Annotated in this window: 17 protein-coding genes and 1 pseudogene; 5 read left to right on the top strand and 13 right to left on the bottom strand. The window is 54.3% G+C overall.

The genetic code is table 11. The features are described 5' to 3' along the window. Positions 1-159: 159 nt before the first annotated feature. Positions 160-306: pseudogene (locus tag JOE25_RS06630) on the top strand (Rnf-Nqr domain containing protein); the annotation flags it as partial. A gap of 113 nt (positions 307-419) precedes the next feature. Here the strand turns inward: JOE25_RS06630 and JOE25_RS06625 are convergent. The 7 genes from JOE25_RS06625 to JOE25_RS06595 all read right to left on the bottom strand — a co-directional run bounded on the left by JOE25_RS06625 (position 420) and on the right by JOE25_RS06595 (position 8,450). Beyond that, positions 420-749, bottom strand: coding sequence for a cupin domain-containing protein (locus tag JOE25_RS06625; protein ID WP_209633455.1), 330 nt, complete (start codon positions 747-749; stop codon positions 420-422). Between the two features lie 64 nt (positions 750-813). Further along, entirely contained in the window at positions 814-3,876 is a 3,063-nt protein-coding gene (locus JOE25_RS06620) for an efflux RND transporter permease subunit (RefSeq protein ID WP_209633453.1), read from the bottom strand. Further along, the gene (locus JOE25_RS06615; protein ID WP_209633452.1) at positions 3,869-4,969 is read right to left on the bottom strand and encodes an efflux RND transporter periplasmic adaptor subunit; all 1,101 of its coding nucleotides are present in this window, start codon (positions 4,967-4,969) and stop codon (positions 3,869-3,871) included. Before JOE25_RS06615 ends, JOE25_RS06620 begins: the two co-directional genes overlap by 8 nt. 80 nt (positions 4,970-5,049) lie before the next feature. Beyond that, positions 5,050-5,664 carry a TetR/AcrR family transcriptional regulator gene (locus tag JOE25_RS06610; RefSeq protein ID WP_209633450.1) on the bottom strand — a complete coding sequence of 205 codons (615 nt, stop codon included), beginning with the start codon at positions 5,662-5,664 and terminating at the stop codon, positions 5,050-5,052. Positions 5,665-5,992: 328 nt separating this feature from the next. Further along, positions 5,993-6,310 carry a hypothetical protein gene (locus tag JOE25_RS06605; protein ID WP_209633448.1) on the bottom strand — a complete coding sequence of 106 codons (318 nt, stop codon included), beginning with the start codon at positions 6,308-6,310 and terminating at the stop codon, positions 5,993-5,995. 261 nt (positions 6,311-6,571) lie between these two features. Then, positions 6,572-6,823, bottom strand: coding sequence for a CsbD family protein (locus tag JOE25_RS06600; RefSeq protein WP_209633446.1), 252 nt, complete (start codon positions 6,821-6,823; stop codon positions 6,572-6,574). Between the two features lie 130 nt (positions 6,824-6,953). Further along, the gene (locus tag JOE25_RS06595) at positions 6,954-8,450 is read right to left on the bottom strand and encodes a helix-turn-helix transcriptional regulator (protein WP_209633444.1); all 1,497 of its coding nucleotides are present in this window, start codon (positions 8,448-8,450) and stop codon (positions 6,954-6,956) included. Positions 8,451-8,687: 237 nt separating this feature from the next. Here JOE25_RS06595 and JOE25_RS06590 point away from each other — a divergent pair, with 237 nt between their 5' ends. Beyond that, positions 8,688-9,659 carry a hypothetical protein gene (locus JOE25_RS06590; protein ID WP_209633442.1) on the top strand — a complete coding sequence of 324 codons (972 nt, stop codon included), beginning with the start codon at positions 8,688-8,690 and terminating at the stop codon, positions 9,657-9,659. Positions 9,660-9,963: 304 nt separating this feature from the next. On the opposite strand, the gene flhA is transcribed toward JOE25_RS06590, so the two are convergent. From flhA to hypA, 6 genes are all read right to left on the bottom strand, one after another. Beyond that, the gene (gene flhA / locus JOE25_RS06585; protein ID WP_209633440.1) at positions 9,964-12,030 is read right to left on the bottom strand and encodes a formate hydrogenlyase transcriptional activator FlhA; all 2,067 of its coding nucleotides are present in this window, start codon (positions 12,028-12,030) and stop codon (positions 9,964-9,966) included. 90 nt (positions 12,031-12,120) lie between these two features. Beyond that, positions 12,121-13,134, bottom strand: a complete 1,014-nt coding sequence (gene hypE / locus JOE25_RS06580; protein ID WP_209633438.1) for a hydrogenase expression/formation protein HypE — start codon at positions 13,132-13,134, stop codon at positions 12,121-12,123. Beyond that, positions 13,131-14,258 carry a hydrogenase formation protein HypD gene (hypD, locus tag JOE25_RS06575; protein ID WP_209633436.1) on the bottom strand — a complete coding sequence of 376 codons (1,128 nt, stop codon included), beginning with the start codon at positions 14,256-14,258 and terminating at the stop codon, positions 13,131-13,133. Before hypD ends, hypE begins: the two co-directional genes overlap by 4 nt. Then, positions 14,245-14,538, bottom strand: coding sequence for a HypC/HybG/HupF family hydrogenase formation chaperone (gene hypC, locus JOE25_RS06570; protein WP_209633434.1), 294 nt, complete (start codon positions 14,536-14,538; stop codon positions 14,245-14,247). The genes hypD and hypC overlap by 14 nt, the downstream gene beginning before the upstream one ends. Continuing rightward, a complete protein-coding gene (gene hypB / locus JOE25_RS06565; RefSeq protein WP_209633432.1) occupies positions 14,529-15,323 on the bottom strand; it encodes a hydrogenase nickel incorporation protein HypB in 795 nt (264 codons plus the stop codon). The genes hypC and hypB overlap by 10 nt, the downstream gene beginning before the upstream one ends. Before the next feature lie 41 nt (positions 15,324-15,364). Continuing rightward, positions 15,365-15,709: a hydrogenase maturation nickel metallochaperone HypA gene (gene hypA, locus JOE25_RS06560; RefSeq protein WP_209633430.1), complete on the bottom strand. Its 345-nt coding sequence runs from the start codon at positions 15,707-15,709 to the stop codon at positions 15,365-15,367. A gap of 263 nt (positions 15,710-15,972) precedes the next feature. On the opposite strand from hypA, the gene hycA reads away from it, so the two are divergent. From hycA to JOE25_RS06545, 3 genes are all read left to right on the top strand, one after another. Beyond that, a complete protein-coding gene (hycA, locus tag JOE25_RS06555) occupies positions 15,973-16,440 on the top strand; it encodes a formate hydrogenlyase regulator HycA (protein WP_209633428.1) in 468 nt (155 codons plus the stop codon). A gap of 87 nt (positions 16,441-16,527) precedes the next feature. After that, the gene (locus JOE25_RS06550; protein WP_209633426.1) at positions 16,528-17,142 is read left to right on the top strand and encodes a 4Fe-4S dicluster domain-containing protein; all 615 of its coding nucleotides are present in this window, start codon (positions 16,528-16,530) and stop codon (positions 17,140-17,142) included. Then, the gene (locus JOE25_RS06545) at positions 17,142-19,010 is read left to right on the top strand and encodes a proton-conducting transporter membrane subunit (protein ID WP_209633425.1); all 1,869 of its coding nucleotides are present in this window, start codon (positions 17,142-17,144) and stop codon (positions 19,008-19,010) included. The genes JOE25_RS06550 and JOE25_RS06545 overlap by 1 nt, the downstream gene beginning before the upstream one ends. Positions 19,011-19,012: the final 2 nt, after the last annotated feature.

Genomic DNA, 19,012 nt, shown 5'->3' with positions numbered 1-19,012 from the left:
GCCTTTGAGCATGGCGTTGACCTGCCGCTTATCAAGACTAGTAAATCGACGAAAAACTGTTTTTGCACACTTGGCTTTGAGTGTTGTCATACTTTTTTTGGGGTTGAAAGTGTAGGCACGGTACGTGATCATATATTTCAATTTGTTACAGAAAACATTATGTCTGAATATGCGCTCCTTTTCCTGGGCACTGTCCTAGTTAACAACTTTGTGTTAGTTAAGTTTCTAGGGTTATGCCCGTTTCTTGGGGCTTCACGCAACATTGAAATGGCTATCGGGATGGGCTTGGCGACAAGTTTTAGGTTGTACGGTGTGGTGGATAAATCCTTACATCGCTAAAATTATAATCCAATATAATCATATCGTTACCCTGCTATCGTACGTTTTCGTTCCATTGGTCCTGCAACCCCTAGACTGATTCATCCATAATGGACAGCCAACCAAACGGTCGGCGTGTTGGGATCTGTCCATTCAACCCTATGGCGACGTTGTGCCGGAATATTCACAAAGTCGCCGATATTCATTATCCGCACCTCAGGTTCATCCTCGAACCGCAAACCGGCAGAACCCTGTAAAACGATGACCCACTCATTTTGCGGCTGGCAATACCAAAAATCTGGCGGGCTTGATTGCCCGCTAGAGATGATACGTTCAATCTGCACGTTTGGCTGAGATAACAGCGTCTCAAAGGTTTCTGCTTCCGCCTTAAGTGCGGCCTCAGGAAAATGTGTTAACAAATTCGTCATCATCTTAACCTTATCCCTTATGGGCCCCGCCAGGTGAAGTCTTGGGCTGCGTAAATAGGTGACAATGTCACCCTTTGCCAGGGCGGATCTTAAACCAGATGGCATACATGGCAGGCAGGAATACCAATGTCATGATGGTTCCACCGAACGTACCGCCGATCAAAGTGTATGCCAGAGTGCCCCAGAATACCGAATGGGTCAGCGGAATAAACGCCAATATGGCTGCCAATGCCGTAAGCAACACCGGTCTGGCACGTTGCACTGTGGCCTCCACCACCGCATGGAACGGGTCCATGCCCTGCTTTTGATTGTCAGTAATTTGGCCAATCAGGATCAGGGTATTACGCATTAAAATACCCGACAGTGCGATCAGGCCGACCAGGGCGTTAATGCCAAATGGCTGTTGGAACAGCAGCAATGTGGGTACGACGCCAATCAGTCCCAAGGGTGCGGTGAGAAACACCATGACCATTGCCGATATCGAGCGCACCTGCAGGATGATGACCAACAACGTCAGCGCAATCATGATTGGGAATAACGGCAACATTGCTTGGGTCGCCTTGGCTGATTCCTCAATGGATCCCGCTTGCTCGATGCGATAGCCGGCAGGCAATTGGTCGATGATCGGCTTGAGCTCACTCAGTATCGCAGTGGAAACATCGGGTGGTTGCAGCCCCTCAGCAATGTCACCTCGCACGGTCATCGTTGGGGTACGATCGCGACGCCGCAGGACAGGATCTTCCATACGTACATCGACCTCGCCCACCTGCGACAGCGGAATACGTTGCCCGGCAGAGCCCACAAGGGTAAATCCTTCTATTTGGGCCGGGTCGAGACGAATATCCCCCGCCGCGCGCCCTACAACCTGTACCGCGCGAATGTCCTCTCGCACCACGGTGATCGGGACGCCAGAGAGCAGGAACTGTAATTGTTGCGCCACGCTGTTTGACGTCAGACCCACCGCTTGCAGCCGGTCCTGATCCAACGAGAAATGCAGCGTTGGCACGCGTGGCCCCCAGTCGGTATTGACGGTACGCATCATTGGGCTGGCTTGCATCACGGTCTCGACCTGCCCTGCAATCTCACGCAGTTTGTCGGGGTTCGGCCCCGAAACGCGATACGCCACGGGGAACGGTGAATACGGGCCAAACACCAGTTGCGTCACTCTCACTCGCGCTTCGGGTACCAGTCCGTCTGCCGCCGCCGCTCGCAGGCGGAATTTTAGGGCTTCACGGGCTGCCGGGCTGTCGGTGAGCACCACAATTTTTGCAAACGAGGGATCGGGCAGCTCCGGCGCCATCGCCAGATAGAAACGTGGCGAACCCTGGCCGATATACGACGTAACGATCTTGGCCTCACTCTGCTTTTTCAGCCAGGTTTCAATTTTCGCGGTGGCAGCGCTGGTCTGTTCGATAGAGGTGCCATAGGGCATCTGCACCTCAACCAATACTTCAGGACGGTCGGAGGTAGGGAAAAACTGCTTTTTGATCAGCCCCATGGAAAGGATGGCCAAAACAAAAGCACTCACCACGGCCCCTGCCACCCACCATTTGCGGGTGATGACGCGGGCCAATAAACGGCGAAAACGATTATAGTGGCGAGTGTTATAGATAGCTGCGTGGCCGCCTTCAACCGTCTTGATGTTCGGCAGCATCTTTACCCCTAAATAGGGTGTAAAGATCACCGCAACCACCCAGGAGGCGATCAGCGCGATACCGACAATCCAAAACATATTACTGGTGTACTCGCCAGCCGTTGACTGTGCAAAACCGTTAGGCATAAACCCAATGGCTGTTACCAGCGTCCCGGCCAGCATGGGGGCTGCGGTGTGGCTCCAGGCATAGGCAGAGGCTTTGATACGGTCGTAGCCTTCCTCCATCTTTACCACCATCATTTCAATGGCAATGATGGCGTCGTCAACCAGCAGTCCCAGCGCCAGTATTAACGATCCCAACGTGATGCGGTCAAAGTTCTTGCCTGTGGACGCCATTACGACAAACACCACGGCCAGCGTCAAAGGGACAGCCGCAGCGACAACAACGCCCACTCGCCATCCCATGCTGACGAAGCAAACGACCATTACCACCAGGAGTGCGACGAAAAACTTCACCATAAACTCATTGACCGCCGAGCCGATATTAACGGATTGATCGGTGACTTTAGTCAACGTCATGCCCAACGGCATATCCGCGTTTATTTTGCTGGTCTCAGCATCAAGCGCTTTCCCCAAATCCAGTCCGTTCCAGCCTTCGCGCATCACAACACCCAGTAACAACGCCTGCTCGCCGTTGTTGCGAATAATGAAGGTCGCTGGGTCTTCATAGCCGCGCTCCACTGTCGCGACATCCGAAAGCGTCAAGGTGCGCCCTTGGGCCACAATAGGTGTGGCGCGGATCTTGGCCAGGGTATCGAAAGCACCGTCAAGGCGAAGAAATACCTGCGGCCCGTGGGTATCGATCGAACCTGCGGGCGTTAAGACGTTCTGACTGTTCAGCGCGGAGAAAATCTCCTGTGGGGTAACCCCTAGCGTGGCGAGCCGATCGTGGGAAAATGAAACGAAGATGCGCTCGGCCTGCTCCCCGATGATGTTGACCTTCTTCACGCCAGGTACATGGAGTAAACGTTGACGCAAGGACTCTGCATCGCGGACCAACAGACGTTGCGGTTCCCCTTTGGCTTTTAAAGCAAACAGCGCAAAGGTTACGTCAGAGAACTCGTCATTGACCATCGGCCCAATGACGCCGGCAGGTAAGTTTTTAGCTTCGTCACCCAGCTTCTTGCGCGCCTGATAGAAGGCTTCCTGCACCTCGGCAGGCGGTGTTTTGTCTGCCAATGACACCATAGTAAAAGCCAGACCGGGGCGGGTATAAGTCTCGGTGCGGTCATACCACTTCAGCTCTTGCATCCGTTTTTCGAGCGGTTCGGCGACCTGATCCTGCATTTCCTGCGCGGTCGCGCCCGGCCATGCAGTGATGACCGTCATCTGTTTAACCGTAAAGGGGGGATCCTCTGCCCGTCCCAACTCAAAGAACGCAAGGGCACCGGCTACCGCGATAAGAAGAATCAGAAACAGCGTGATGGCACGTTCGCGAACGGCAAGCGCCGAGAGATTAAAACGTCCTTCACTCATGGGCGGCTCCTGGCAAAACGGGGGCCACCCTGACCTGCTCACCGTCGCGCAGCAAATGGGCACCCAATGCCACAACCTGATCACCCGCCTTAAGGTTGCCGGCAACCTTGGCGACATCGTCGCTGATGCTCAGTACCTGTATGGGGTGCCAGGCGACAGCCGCCTGCTGACCGGCAATAACCCATACGCCGGTACCCTTACCGGGATCAAAGAGTGCGGCGATGGGGATCTGCAGCAGTGGCGCAGCGCTTTCGTTTTTGGCGATATCAAGGGTGACGGTTGAACCTAAGGGGGCTCCTGCCAGCGGGCCGTTAAGTACATACCTGGCCTCGAACGTCCGTGTTGAAGCATCGGCTGCATCAGAAAGCAGGCGTAATGTTGAAGGCACCGCTCCCGTGTCGTGCCCATACAGACGGGCCATAGCCACGCTGCCGATGGCCGGACGCAAGGTTTCCGGTAGATGCACTATGGCTTCGCGTTGCCCCGCACGCGCCAGTCGCACCACGGCTTGCCCAGCACTGACAACTTGTCCTGGCTCGGCCAGCGTGTCCACCACCACGCCATCGGCGTCGGCCAGCAAAACGGCATACTCGGACGCATTCCGGGCTACATCTGCCTGCGCTTCTGCGGCACTGAGTTGTGCCTTTGCGGTATCCGCCGCCGCCTTGATCTGATCATAGGCCGACGCCGAAACTGCGCCGGTTGTGACCAGCCCCCGGTAGCGAGCTTCATCGGCCGTCGCCTGCCGAGCCTGCGCCCGTGCGGCAGCCACCGCTTGTTGCTGTGCCCGCGCCTGCAAACCAAGATCAACCGGATCCAGCCGCATCAGCGGCTGGCCGCGTTTGACGGACTGGCCGGTATCGACCAGACGCTCAAGTATTTTGCCAGAGACACGGAATCCCAAGTCACTTTGGGTTCGGGCGACCACGACGCCGGTGAATGCCCGGGAGATGTCGACCGCATTTTCTACCACAGCCGCCCTCACTAGCGGCGGCTTATTACGCGGATCGTCGACGGTTGATACGTTATCACAGGCCACCAAGGCCAGGGGTAACAGGCAAGCGCCAATAGTGGCAGGTCTGAGCCGGAGCATGGGGTTCCCTTACGTCATTGACAGGACAAGAACCGCATTCTCCGACTAGTGACCAATTAAGTCAATGGTCACCATTCATATTAAGGCGACAAACTGCGCAATATCAGGCCCGACAACAGTACCGCGGCTTCCCCGGCGGTTTCGAGGTTGTATTGCAGCTGTACGGGGTTGATATAGGGACACATCACCAGATAAATCGCACTGGCAGCCTCGTCCATCGGGGTCTTGCGTTCAAACTCTCCGGACTCACGCCCTTCGCGGAGGATCTGTTGGATGATTTGCAGCAGATGAGCTTCATGTGACTTCACCGAAGGCCATTGATCGCGTGCGGCGACGGCGGCGATATCATAGAGTTTTCTGTCATGGAAAAATAAGTCGCTACTGGTCTCCGACAGCGCCTTGAACAAGCGTCTTAGCTTCTCTGACGCGGTTGGCGAATCGGCGATGGCTGAGTCCACCAGCGCCATAATCATCGCCAGGCGATTAGAACAGATCACCTCACCAATCGCCTGTTTGGATTCAAAGAACTTGTAGATGTAAGCCTTCGAAAAGCCGATCGCTTTGGCCAGATCGGACACCGTGGTTTTTTCATAACCGTAGTGCCCGAAGTATTCGGTAGCGGCTGCCACGACCTGATCGCGAACACTGTGGTCCGAAGGGCCCCGCGTCTGTGGTGTATTCATTTTTTCATTCATCTGTATAGCTTATCTCGGTGAGCGGCGATCCACAACAAGTGACCAAATGGTTATTTGGTCACTTACGTGTTTTATATCCCCTGCCTGATCATTCAAGGCGTTGCAGTGAGAGACAAGGACAGGGTGATGTTCTGAAAGCAACGGGATACGCAAGATGGGGGATATCGTTTCAGAAAACGGCGCGAGATGGATCTCAGCAGACAAAAAGGGATGCCTTTGTTAAGCCCAGGCCGTTTTCCAGCGTAAATCAGAACTCCCCGCAGCTTGACGGGGAATTCCACCAGATAAGCCCATGACACCCACCAGGCTAATCTGATAAGTACACTCTTTAACGAGCCAGTTCTACCCCATCGAGTTCAGAAATCGCCAGACAGAACACTTCTGTTATGGCTTCTACCGTATACGCGGTTTTGGCCGGGATCATCAACATTTCATGAGACTGCAAAGTCTGGTCCCCAACGTTGAGCTCACCGGACAGGACCATCAATTTAACCCAGCCCGGATGCATACGGGCCGACTGCTTACTGCCAGCATCAAGTTTCAACAGCGCCGTGTGCCCTTGCGCCTCACGTTTTAAGATATGGTAGTACACCCCGTCGTAAGGCATATTCTCGTAGTGCAATGTCGCCAGTGTTCTTTTATGCATGATAGCTTCCTAGTAATCGGTGACTAGTTGGATCAAGAATCACTATTCCCTAACGGCCTCAGGGCCTATGAATAAATATATAGGACGTATGCGCCAGACGCAAAACAGAGCCCAAGATGGTTTTGATTCTGTTCAGGGAAGGATAGCGGACAAAGATGACTGCGGGGCGAAAGGCGATGAATAAGTCAGGCTGTCAATGACCGGCCCATTTTGAAGCAGTTCGCCCGCGAAATGCGGGCGATATCAGAAGTTAAACCTGTCTTAACGGCGACGTAACAGCAGGCCAGCCAGTAAACTCACGCCGGCAAAGATAGCAACGGTAGCGAGCGGCTTCTTCCTGACGGCATCACTGATGCAGTTCAGAGCATCACCGTATTTTTCTTGCACTGCACCAGCAACGTAACGGGTGGTCCCTTCGGCTTGTAACTGCTCGTCGCCCGTCACGTCACCCGCCACTTCTTGTGCTTTACCCACAACTTTGTCCATAACACCATTGATCTTATCGCTGTTCATTATGCTCTCCTGAGGTTAGGTCAGCTTCGGCATCGGTAGAGACAGATGCCGTGACTTGTCCTCAATGTTAAGCCGCAAATCACGGGTTCATAAGGCCAGTTTGCATGGGAAGAACTAGTCCATTTGCACCCTATTTGCCGTTTTTAGGCTGCCGTTCACCCGCAAACAGCCCCCGCTCTCTGGCCCAAACGATAGCTTCGCTGCGGCTATGCACGTCAAGTTTGGAATACACCGTAGCCACGTGATTGCGTACGGTATTGGGGGCAAGATTGAGCCGGGTCGCGATTTTCTTGTCCGGCAAACCTTCACAGATTAACCCCAATACATCGCGCTCGCGGGCGGTAAGATCGGTAAAGGAAAACCCTGACAGATTGGGCTTGTTGATGCTTTTTACATTGGCCAGTTTCTCAAGCAGGGTTTGGCTGAACCAGGACGCATCTTGCATCACCTCCTCGATAGCCACGACCAATTCAAGCTCTGAACGCTTACGCTCAGTAATGTCCATCAGCACAAGCAGGTAACAAGGGGCATCCTGAATACTCACCGCATCGGCTGAGACCACACAATCGATCACATCATTGCCCTTTTTCCGGATTTTGAAATCCTGACTCTCGACGTTGCCGGTTTTCCCCAACGCGGCAAACAAGCGCTGGCACTCCCCTTGCCCGTCAAAAAAATTGATGTCGTCGACCGACTTACCGATGAGCTCCTCAGCGGCATATCCGGTGGTCTTCATAAAGGCTTCATTGATATCCAACACCTGCTGTTTGTCAGCCGTGCATACCAGCGTGGGAACCGGGCTCAAGCGAAAGGATTTGGCAAATCGCTCTTCGCTCTCACGCAAGGCTGACTCTGCCTTACGCCGGGGTTCCAGATCGGTAAAGGTAAACAGCATGCACTCTTTTTCATTAACGTCTAACGGCTGACCGGCGACGATGACCAGCTTGGTTCCCCCCTCCGGTAATTTCAGCTCTGCTTGCATCTGCGGGATGGTTTCCCCGTCAATCAGGCGCTGTACGGCTTGCTCTTTATGCTCTGCCTGCTCCAGTACATCCAATGCGTAGACCGAGTTGCCCATGACCTGGTCGCGGCTATAGCCGGTCATGTCGAGAAACCCCTGGTTGACCTTAATGTAACGCAGATCGCTCAGGCTGCAGATCACGGCGGGGGCGGGATTGGCGTTGAACGTTTTTTCAAAACGCTCCTCCGCACTCGCCCATTCAGTGGCATCGCTCAAGATCAACACCAGCAACTCGGGCTGCCCTTGGCTGTCGGTGATAATCAGGCTGCGTAGCCGGTGAACCCAAATGAAGTCTGGCTCCGTGGTGGGTTTCACCTCCACCAGCACATCGCTAAACGCCTCACCCTTGGCAACCCGGCTGATCGGGTATTGATCCGCCGTTAACGGATGATTGTTGCGATATCGCAGGGCAAAACGTTCAGCGTACTCTTGGGCATTTGCCCCCAGTTCACTCAGATGACTCAATTCATGCATGCTTAGCGCGGCTTCATTGGCCCAAAGAATAGTCTGGTCGATTTCAATCAACATCACCCCTTCGGTCAGCCCTGAGATGATCTGTTGTAATTGGCTACGGTTAGTTTCGCTGGCGAGTACGGCCTGGCTCATGTTTTCTCCAAAATACGAAAGGTCCCGGGCCGCCAAGCGGCGATCGGAGCTCCTGTAAATTACGCGACTTCAGGATCAGCATAGTGCGTAAGTCATGCATTCGCGGGGTGTGAATGCACTAGGTTTAGCAGTGCAAATGAACCGGGACGATCGGTGGTGCACAGCGGCAGACTGATTCTGTCGGCGCGGTGGATGCTGCGCGTACAACCACTTGTCCAGTAAATATAAGGAAGAACAATGACCACTGTCTATGAATCCAATCGCTTTGCGTTTCACGTTTCATGGGGCTCAATATTGGCCGGGAGTGCCATGGCGCTGGTGACCTATTTGATATTAAGCGTCCTGGGTACCGCTGTTGGCGCATCTGCCGTGGACCCGATGCATGAAGGCAATCCGTTAAGCGGCTTCGGTGTAGGGACCGGGATTTGGCTTTTTGTCTCCACGCTGATCTCGCTAGCCGCGGGGGCATTTATCGCTGGCCGAACCGCACCTGATCGTGGAGGCTTGCACGGCTTGTTGAGCTGGGCGGTGACCACATTGCTGACGACCTGGTTGGTGGTTTCGTTGGCGAGCGGCGTTGTCGGTTTGGCCGGAAACGCCGTGGGTAAAGGGTTATCGCTGGCGGGCAATGGCCTTGCGGCAGCCGCACCGGGTATTGGTGATAGCGTCAAGCAGCAACTTGATAAGAAAGGTATTAGCCTGGACTGGGGGGATTTGGAGGATCAGTTGACCACCACACTCAAGCAAACCGGTAAGCCTGAATTAGATCCATCGACGCTGACGCAAAAAACCGAACAGGCAGCAACGGACGGCAAGCAATCAGCCACTGATGCCACCACCGTTCCAACGCAGGCGGCGACAGAGCTTAAACAATGGTTCGAACGCGTTAAACAATCCGGCGAACCTGCTTTGAACGCGGCGGATAAAGATGCGTTGGTGAACATCGTTGCTGCACGTACCGGTAAGAGCCGCGCCGAAGCGACTCAAATCGTTGATAATTACGCCCAGGCATATCAGCAGGCGGTGCAAAAAGTCGAAAAACTTAAGGCTCAGGCTGAGCAGAAAGCGCGTGAAGCTGCGGATGTGGCTGCCAAGCAAGTGTCCCGTGCCGCATGGAGTTCCTTACTGATACTGTTATTGGGTGCCGCACTGAGCTTTGGTATCGGACGGATTGCTGTGTCAACTCGTCGCCCCCTCGTTGTGAGCTGATGGATCATGGGTATTTTCATGAAAAGAGACCTGTCATCTATCTCATTGAACTATCAACACGTCGTCGGGGCTTCAGTCCCCGTGCTTCTCATCGAATTCGTCAATGAGAAAAACGAGCGTTATAGCTTACGTTATAACTTGCCACCGGATAGCCCGGAACGGACAGAGCGACGCGTGTCCTTACTGTTGCATTTACTGCGCAAGCAAAGGCCCGAGGAAACAAAACTGAACGGCCAAGGGTAAGTGCATGACGGGGCCAGAGTCCGATATTCAACCGGGCTCTGGCCTTTTATTTACCTCCCCCTTACTTGACCAAAATGCCCCATTTTTTCATCCGTGAAAGCAATGTGGTTCGCTTCAGACCCAATCGCTGCGCAGCGCCCCGCGGGCCGGCGACCACGCCATTGGTTTCCTTCAGCACGCGGATAATCCGCTGACGCTCGTCTTCTCCAGGCTGACTGGGTTCCGGCGTAGGGAGGGGTAACGCCATCGAAGGCACGGGATACTGAATTTCCGGCAGTTGCAGATTAAGCACCGTGCCGTGCGTCAGTAACACTGCGCGCTCGATGACATTCTCCAGCTCGCGCACATTACCTGGCCACGGCATTTGGCTCAGCAAACGCAGCGTCTCCGCTGGAATGCTATCGATCGTGCGTTTCATCCGACGCGCGATTTTATAGGTCAGGAATTTCACCAATTGGGGAATGTCTTCGGGCCGCTCCCGAAGCGGGGGAATAACGATAGGGAACACGTTCAGTCGGTAGAAAAGATCGCTACGGAATTCGCGGTCGGCCACCATCTGCTGCAAATCACGGTTGGTTGCCGCAATCAAACGCACATCGACCGAAATCACTTTGTTGCCACCTACTCGCTCAAACTCCCTTTCCTGCAATACCCGCAGTAACTTAGGTTGCAGCTCAACGGGAATTTCACCGACTTCATCCAGAAACAAGGTGCCTTTGTCCGCCAGTTCAAAACGCCCCATCCGTTGGTTCGTCGCTCCCGTGAACGAGCCCTTTTCATGGCCGAACAGATCACTTTCCAGCAACCCTGTTGGCATCACGGCACAATTCATTTTCACCATGCGTTGGTCGCGACGCTCGCTCAAATTGTGGATAGCGCGAGCGATAAGTTCTTTACCGGTGCCGGTTTCACCCAGGATCAACACCGAACAGTCGCTTTTAGCCACCATTTCGACCTGTTTTAGCACCGCAGACATCACGACGCTGCGTCCGACAATCTCACCGAAATCCGGGTTGTTGCCGTTAATCTGCTCGGTCAGATAGAGGTTTTCATGCACCAGGCTCTCTTTAAGCCGGTTGATCTCCTGGTACGCCAGTGCGTTATCAACCGCAATAGCAATACGTTCGGCAATCTGTTGCAACACCCGCAAATTGGCAGCGTTAAAATTGTCCGGTTGACACTGCGCCAGTTTCAGAACGCCCAGGGTCTTTTTGCCAAACACCAATGGCAGCACGCAGAGCGTTTGAATCTGGTCATGCCACAGATCGAACAGCTGGCGTTCATACGCCGCCAGGCGATCGGAATGCCTCAGATTCAACAGCAGCATTTCGCCACTTTGCATTACCTGTTCCGATAACGTGCCTGCCAATGGGACGCTGTATTGCTGCCGTTCAACGACGTCGTCTTGCAAATAATGGGTAGAGTAAATGGTTACCTGTTCTGTTTTATCTGCGTACAGCACCATACTGATGGCATCAATTTTGAAAAAGCGGTGAATTTCCGTGGAGATCTCGCCGATCAAATCGTCCAGATCAAGCTTCGACAGCACTGCGTTGGTGACGTCGACCAAAATACGGTAGTCATCTCGCTCATGGCGCAACTGACGTTGCTGCGCTTCCGCTTCTTTGCGTAACGTGAGCTGCTCAGTTGCCAGTGCAACCAACTCCATCAGTGTCTGCAGTTGCACCAGACTGCTATCACTGAAAGGCTGTGGGTTAGCGTGCAGCAGTTCACACCCGCCGATGAGGGTACCGCCTGCATGCAGCGGCATCAGACAGTACTGGCTAAAGGGGGGATACAACGCCAGTGCGCCGATTTGCGGGTAACGGGCGTGTAGGTCATCGCTCTGCCAACACTGCGGTAAGGGACTCTGCCGTAGCCGACTGACCGGCCCATTGGCCAACAGAGTCTCATCCTGGTAGTTCAGCGGTTGCCGACGGGCATCCAAACCGTAAAAACTCACCCGCTCACTGTGCGGATCAAACAACACCAGCGTCACATGTTCCGCCAACTGCAGGCGTTGCAACACCTGACGCAATTGCATCAGTAAATCAGTGAAGCTGTGTTGACTGAGTAACGTGCGGGTAATTTCAAGTAGCGCTTGTTTTTCTAATTGTGCATTCGACATTGTTTATCACTTGCCTGAGTCGCGATGATGATTTGTGTGAGTCACGTCGCAAAGTGTAACGCTGAGCGACGGCATTCTCCCCCGACAGGATCAACAAATGCGCGGCAAAGGTTCGGCATGGGGCAAATCCAGTAAACGGCTGATGCCGTAAGCACCCTGCATCCTCACTTGCCGCCCACCTGTCACACGGCCAATTACCGCCGCGGCGGTGCCCAAGGGATGCGCCTGCAATGCGGTCAGAACCGCGAGTTCAGCCTCTGGTGCGGCAACCACGACCAGTTTGCCCTCATTGGCAAAATTGATAGCGTCCAGCCCCAGCAATTCACAGATCCCTCGCACCGCCGGGGCTACCGGCAAGAGACGCTCTTCAACCTCAATACCGACATGTGCTGCACGAGCAAACTCATGCAGAATGGCGTTCACGCCGCCGCGGGTAGCATCACGGAGTGCCCGCACGCCATTAATGGCGCGCAGCGGTGAGATTAAAGGGGTTAACACGGCACAATCGCTGATGACATCCAACGACATTCCCAGATTTTCCCGCAAATTGAGGATAGTCGCCCCATGGTCACCTAACGTGCCGCTAACAATGATGACGTCTCCTGCCTGGATATTTTGAGCAGCCCAATTCAGATCGTTCGGGATCACGCCAATACCGGCAGTATTGATAAACACTTTGTCAGCAGCGCCACGTTGCACCACCTTAGTATCCCCGGTCACGATACGCATACCGGCCAGCTGAGCGGTCGCGGCCATAGAAGCAACCACCCGCTGTAAATCGACCAGGGGTAAGCCCTCTTCGAGGATAAAACCGCAGGAAAGATAGCCTGGCCGGGCGCCGCTCACCGCCAGATCGTTCGCCGTGCCGCAGACGGCCAGTTTGCCAATATCCCCACCCGGAAAGAAAATAGGATCAATGACGTAGCTGTCAGTGGTAAACGCCAGTCGATCGCCCTGCTGCGTTAACCCCGCCAGACTTAGCCGAGCCTGATCTTCACGCTGATCCAAAAGCGGGTTGGCGAAGGCGGGCAGGAAAAGCGTATCCAATAACTGCTGCATCGCTGTGCCGCCGCTACCGTGAGCCAGAGTAATGACGTTATTCATGCCGGAGTCTCCTCTGTTTCACGGCGGTATTGATACCAAGCGGCGCAGGCACCTTCCGAAGACACCATCAGAGCACCAAAAGCATTTTGTGGTGTACAGCCGCGGCCAAACATGGGGCAATCACGCGGTTTGCAACGCCCGGTGAGCACATCCCCACAGCGGGCATGAGGATCATCTGCCACCTGCCGATATTGCGGTTGAAAACGGCGCTCTGCATCAAAGGCGCTATAGACGGGGGTTAAGGCAATGCCGGAATTGGCAATGGTGCCAAGGCCTCGCCATTCACTCCCACCACCCAGCACAAACACTTCACTCATAGCTTGCTGAGCCAGCGGGTTTCCTTGCTCAGGCACCACGCGTCGGTATTGATTTTCGGTCCGGCTCTGCTGTTGAAGGAATTGCTCAACCAGCATCATTACTCCCTGCAAGATATCCAGCGGTTCAAAACCGGCCACGACCAATGGTTTGCGGTACTGCTGGCTGATAAAACCGTAAGGTTCGGTACCGATCACCATGCTGACATGGCCGGGTGCCAGAAAACCGTCGATACGCACATCTGGCTGTTGCAACAGGCTGCGTAGCGTCGGGATCAGGCTGATGTGCTGGCAAAATACGCTAAAGTTGCGTTGACCTTCCTGTCGGGCCTGCTGCAGGGTTATCGCCGTAACCGGCATGGTGGTTTCAAAACCAAGGGCAAAGAACACCACCTGCCGGTGTGCGTTTTGTCTTGCCAGTGCCAGTGCATCCAATGGGGAGTAAACCACCCGTACATCGGCCCCGCGTTCACGGGCCTGCAACAATGACCCCTGTTTGCCCGGTACCCGTAGCGCATCGCCGAAGGTGCAAAAGATGACCTCCGGGTGTTCGGCGATTTCACAGCAGGCGTCTATGCGCCCCATCGGCAACACGCACACCGGGCAACCCGGGCCGTGGATAAACTCAATGTTGGGCGGTAGCAACTTATCCAGGCCAAAACGGAAAATGGCATGAGTATGTCCCCCACACACTTCCATGATTTGCAGCGGTCGCTCCATGGTAAAGGGCAACTGGGCAGCGCGGTGCCTGATATGCTGAAGCAGCGATTTTACCCGGTGCGGATCGCGGAATTCGTCAACGTAATGCATGATGGTCTTCCCCCGCTAAAAACAGCGCCACATCCTCTTCTACTTCGCCCATCGCGTGCAGCGCCGCCAACATCTCTTCGGCTTCGTGCCGATCAAGTCGGCTCATCGCGAACCCTACGTGGATCAATACCCAGCAGCCGATCATCGCTTCTCTGGGTTCATCATCTTTACGTACCAACGCAATATTCACTTCACGCTGCACACCGCAGACGTCGGCCCAGGCATGTTGGGGCTGGTTTTCATCCAACGCCACGATTTGCCCGGGAATGCCTATACACATAACTCTTTCTCCAGCCAAGCCAGCCAGTGTTCCATCCCTTCACCGTGGGTTGCCGACAGGGTTATCACCTCAATGGCGGGATTGACCTGACGGGCATTGTCGATACAGGCCGCCAAATCGAATTTCAAATACGGCAGCAGATCGATTTTGTTCACGATCATCAAACGTGCGGCAGCAAACATATGCGGGTACTTGAGGGGCTTGTCTTCCCCTTCGGTGACCGAGAGCACTGCCACCTTATGGCGTTCACCTAGATCAAAACTGGCCGGACAAACCAGGTTACCGACGTTTTCGATAAACAGCAGGCTGCCGGGTTTCAACCCTAAACGCTGGGTGGCCTCATGCACCATTTGTGCGTCCAGATGACAGCCTTTGCCGGTATTGACCTGAATTGCCGGGACGCCGGTCGCGCGAATGCGTTCAGCATCGTTGGTCGTTTGCTGGTCTCCCTCCACCACCGCGCAAGTATGATGGCCACGTAGCCGCAACAACGTTTCTGTCAGCAGTGTGGTTTTGCCTGATCCGGGGCTGGAAACCAGATTCAACGCCAGGATATGTTGTTCGGTGAAATACTGACGATTACGCTCTGCCAGGCGATCGTTTTTATCCAACACCCGGGTTTCGATTTCCAGCATGCGGCGCTGGCTGATGCCCGGCGCATGGGTGCCTGCCAGCCCCAAGCCGTAATGCAAATCGCCTTGCCTATTCCGTTGCGGACGGAATGGGACTTTTACTTCCCCTTCAATCGTCAGTTCACCGTGGGCACAACCGCAGGTACTGCACATGTTCGTCCTCCTAGACCCTTTATCTTCTTTGGGCATGTTGTCTATTCAATTTCCAGGCGTTTTATGTGTAAGCCATCATCGGCCGCCACACGCAGGTTTCGCCCGGCACAGTGCGGGCAGACCAAGACCTGTGGCATCAGCAACTGGACATCACGCTGGCAGTCATGACACCAGGACTGCGCACGTTGCTCTATCAGATGCAACTCGCAGCCTTCAGCCAAGGTGTCTCGACACACCATGTCGAAACAGAAGCGCAAAGACTCCGCTTCCACGCAAGAAAATGCGCCAATTTCGAACCACACCGCAGTAATGCGTTGAGCATGATGCTGGCGAGCCTGTTGCTGCATTATTTCCATCGCATGTTGGCACAAGGTTATTTCGTGCATCCGGTCTCCGCCAAGGGTGATAAAACGCGTCGTAGTAATAACATTGCAAATATGATGCCAAACCGAAATTGACATATTTGTCGATCGTCATGTCATCGGCAGCAATTACATAAACCCTCCTCTGAAAGACCGGGTATTTAATTTAACGCTACAGGTTGAAGTTAAAGGGATAAATGAATGAATCGAAGCTTTGGCACACTTTATGCTTTAACTCGTTGACCCAGAGCTGTTTCGACAATGACCATTAATGTTGAGTGAGGACAATGAGTACAATCAGTGAAGTAACCAGCCAGGCCGATTATATCGCCAGCAAAAGCAACCGCCTGATGGCGCAATGGCAAACCTATCACAGCACATTAATTAAAGCGGTCACCACCACTAAAAAGAAGATTAATCATCAGTTTACCTACGGAAAGGAGGACGACCTACGCTTTGTCTTGTTCAACCACTTTACCGTTAGTATTCAATTAAGTGAGGGATTTTACAGCCGAGACATTTGCTACCGCATTAATTTGGCGACGGCGCATGAACCGGAGAATTTTGCCGCTTTTGCACATGCTACCCTGGATGAAAACGGCAATGTCGACGAAATAATAAACAATCGTGATACACAGGCAGTTTTTGAACATTATCTGGATAAGATCGCCATTATTTATCAATGCCTGTTCGACTCCCTTCATGATGGATGTGCCATTCATGACGCACTGAAGAAAATAACCTTACCCGTCTGACTGTCGGCGTTAATCACTGACGGAAAACTGTCGAAACGTCATTTTTTACTGACGATGTCGTCATAAATGACGAAGCAAGGAGTGTGCATGAACCGCTTTATTATTGCGGACCCTAAATTGTGTATTGGCTGCAATACCTGTATGGCAAGTTGCTCTGCGGAACACCGGCAATACGGCTTGCAGGCATTACCCCGCTTGCAGGTAATACGCAGTGCCCGCGATTCGGCCCCCGTGATGTGTCATCAATGCGAAGATGCGCCCTGTGCACAAGTCTGCCCAGTCAACGCGATTCGCCATCAGGATGACGCCATCTCACTGAACGAAAGCCTGTGTATCAGTTGCAAGCTTTGCGGCATTGCCTGCCCATTCGGGGCTATTGGTTTTGGTGGTAGTACCCCGCTGGCGATACCTGCAGATTGCAATACGCCGCTTGCGCTACCCGCTGCCACAGCGCCACGCCCCATTAGTGCTTTTCTTGACTGCCTGCCCGGCGTCCGGGCTGTGGCGGTGAAGTGCGATCTCTGCAATTTCAGCGCAGATGGCCCCGCGTGTATCCGCACTTGCCCCACTCAGGCCATCCGCTTGGTGACTGACCGTGACGTGCGACTCGCGAGCGAACAAAAAAGACGTAACGCCATGCAGGCACTCAGCGCCGAGTTGCCGTTCGTTGCTGCCCCTGACTTCCGCAAGGAGCCGAATTGATGATGTATACCATTGCGCCCGATCCATTGTTGCTACTGACATTGGCATTCGGGGGATACGTGCTTTGTGCGTTGTTGAGCTGGCTAACCTCGCCCTGGGCATCGGCTAGCAGGCCGCTCAGTGGCGGCACTTTGTTGTGCGCTCTCGCCGCATTGTTGGCGGCCTTATCCATGTTGTTTACGCCACTGCGCAGCGCCCGATTACCCTGGCTGCATTATGCCGTGGAAATCAGTGGCCCTAACGCACTGCTACTGCTGGTGATTGCCCTTAGCGGTGTCTTTACCGCGCTATATCACGCGGGGTACATACACAGGTTAAACCCGCGCGCGCGTGGACGAATTGGCGGGCTGACCAATCTGATGTTGGCTGCATTAAGCGCCGCAGTGATGGCCGATAATGCCATTGCGCTGCTTTTACTGTTGGAGCTGGCGGCGTTGTGCGGCTACTTTCTGGTTGCCCATTCCCCGGGAGCCAAAAGCCTGCGTGCCGGGCATAACCAGTTCTTACTGATGCGATTAGGCTCGCTGCTATTGGTTATCGCGTTCACCCTGATTTATGCCCATAGCCACAGTTCGGTATTTAGCGTAATTCGCGCTACGCCATTGCCAGACGCACTGCGTAATGGCGTGTTCCTGTTGGCACTTGCCGGGTTTGGCATCTTTGCCGGAGTGATGCCGTTACATGCCTGGGTACCTCAATCCCATAGCAGCTCGCCTGCCTCTGCCGCCACGTTGTTTTCCTGCGCGCTGATGAAAGTCGGTTTGCTGGGTATTTTGAAAGTCGGGTTGGATCTGCTGGGCACTCCGCCACTGTGGTGGGGCTTGCTGGTGTTGCTGCTTGCTGCCGGGACCGCGTTTTTTGGCGGGCTGTATGCGTTGATGGAACACGATTTGCGTCGCTTATTGGCTTATCACACGCTCGAGAACATCGGCATCATTCTGCTGGGGATTGGTGGCGCTATGGTCGGCATGGCACTGCAACAGCCTCTGTTGACGGCGTTTGCTTTGGTGGGGGGCTTGTACCACTTGCTCAATCACAGCCTGTTCAAAAGTGCATTGTTACTGGCTGCAGGCGCTATTGAGCAACAAACCGGCCTGAAAGACATGGAAAAAATGGGGGGCTTAGCCCGGCTGATGCCCTGGACCGCCGTTTCTCTCTTGATTGGTTTGGTGTCGATGGTGGCGTTGCCACCCCTGAACGGTTTCGCCAGTGAATGGTTGATCTACCAAGGGCTTTTCCGTTTCAGCGCCGCACCGGGCTTTATCGGGCATCTGGTGGGTCCGCTGCTGGCGGTGGCGTTAGCCCTCACCGGCGCACTTGCGGTGATGTGCGTCAGCAAGGTGTTTGGTGTGGCTTGCCTGGGAGCTCCGCGCAGCGACGCTGCCGCGAATGCTGTTCAGGCCAACGTGTGGCTGACGCTAAGCCATGTCGTGCCTGCATTACTGTGTTTGCTATGCGGCCTGGGGGCACTCTGGATTGTCCCGCTGTTTACCCGCTTGATTGGCACTATGCCAGAACACAGCGTCTCCGTAACAGAGACGCTGGTTTCCACTCCGCTGATCGCCATTTTATTGCTGGCAATGCCGTTGTTGCCGTTGCTGATTGCGGCACGTTACCAGACTCGTCGCCAGCCTCGTCGCACACAGGGTCAAGCCTGGGCCTGTGGTTATGGGCATGAGGATGCCATGGTGATCACGGCCACCGGATTTGCTCAACCGCTGCGGGTGATGTTTGCTCCGCTCTATCAACTGCGCCGCTGGGTGCCGAAAACGATAAGCGATCAGTTACACCGTAACAAATTCGTTACCTTCTGCCGTGGCCTGGCCGCAGTGGAGCTTGCGACGCTGTTGGTCGTGGTTTTTGCCTGAGG

This window comes from Serratia sp. PL17, assembly GCF_017832355.1.
In the GTDB taxonomy this organism is placed as follows: domain Bacteria; phylum Pseudomonadota; class Gammaproteobacteria; order Enterobacterales; family Enterobacteriaceae; genus Serratia.
Note: the sequence above shows the minus strand (reverse complement) of the source record. Positions and strands in the feature narration are given on the sequence as shown.

What these genes read in the sequence shown, in the direction of transcription:
- JOE25_RS06625 (WP_209633455.1), bottom strand. Translation starts at nt 749, where the DNA reads ATGATGACGAATTTGTTAACACATTTTCCTGAGGCCGCACTTAAGGCG.
- JOE25_RS06620 (WP_209633453.1), bottom strand. Translation starts at nt 3,876, where the DNA reads ATGAGTGAAGGACGTTTTAATCTCTCGGCGCTTGCCGTTCGCGAACGT.
- JOE25_RS06615 (WP_209633452.1), bottom strand. Translation starts at nt 4,969, where the DNA reads ATGCTCCGGCTCAGACCTGCCACTATTGGCGCTTGCCTGTTACCCCTG.
- JOE25_RS06610 (WP_209633450.1), bottom strand. Translation starts at nt 5,664, where the DNA reads ATGAATGAAAAAATGAATACACCACAGACGCGGGGCCCTTCGGACCAC.
- JOE25_RS06605 (WP_209633448.1), bottom strand. Translation starts at nt 6,310, where the DNA reads ATGCATAAAAGAACACTGGCGACATTGCACTACGAGAATATGCCTTAC.
- JOE25_RS06600 (WP_209633446.1), bottom strand. Translation starts at nt 6,823, where the DNA reads ATGAACAGCGATAAGATCAATGGTGTTATGGACAAAGTTGTGGGTAAA.
- JOE25_RS06595 (WP_209633444.1), bottom strand. Translation starts at nt 8,450, where the DNA reads ATGAGCCAGGCCGTACTCGCCAGCGAAACTAACCGTAGCCAATTACAA.
- JOE25_RS06590 (WP_209633442.1), top strand. Translation starts at nt 8,688, where the DNA reads ATGACCACTGTCTATGAATCCAATCGCTTTGCGTTTCACGTTTCATGG.
- flhA (WP_209633440.1), bottom strand. Translation starts at nt 12,030, where the DNA reads ATGTCGAATGCACAATTAGAAAAACAAGCGCTACTTGAAATTACCCGC.
- hypE (WP_209633438.1), bottom strand. Translation starts at nt 13,134, where the DNA reads ATGAATAACGTCATTACTCTGGCTCACGGTAGCGGCGGCACAGCGATG.
- hypD (WP_209633436.1), bottom strand. Translation starts at nt 14,258, where the DNA reads ATGCATTACGTTGACGAATTCCGCGATCCGCACCGGGTAAAATCGCTG.
- hypC (WP_209633434.1), bottom strand. Translation starts at nt 14,538, where the DNA reads ATGTGTATAGGCATTCCCGGGCAAATCGTGGCGTTGGATGAAAACCAG.
- hypB (WP_209633432.1), bottom strand. Translation starts at nt 15,323, where the DNA reads ATGTGCAGTACCTGCGGTTGTGCCCACGGTGAACTGACGATTGAAGGG.
- hypA (WP_209633430.1), bottom strand. Translation starts at nt 15,709, where the DNA reads ATGCACGAAATAACCTTGTGCCAACATGCGATGGAAATAATGCAGCAA.
- hycA (WP_209633428.1), top strand. Translation starts at nt 15,973, where the DNA reads ATGAGTACAATCAGTGAAGTAACCAGCCAGGCCGATTATATCGCCAGC.
- JOE25_RS06550 (WP_209633426.1), top strand. Translation starts at nt 16,528, where the DNA reads ATGAACCGCTTTATTATTGCGGACCCTAAATTGTGTATTGGCTGCAAT.
- JOE25_RS06545 (WP_209633425.1), top strand. Translation starts at nt 17,142, where the DNA reads ATGATGTATACCATTGCGCCCGATCCATTGTTGCTACTGACATTGGCA.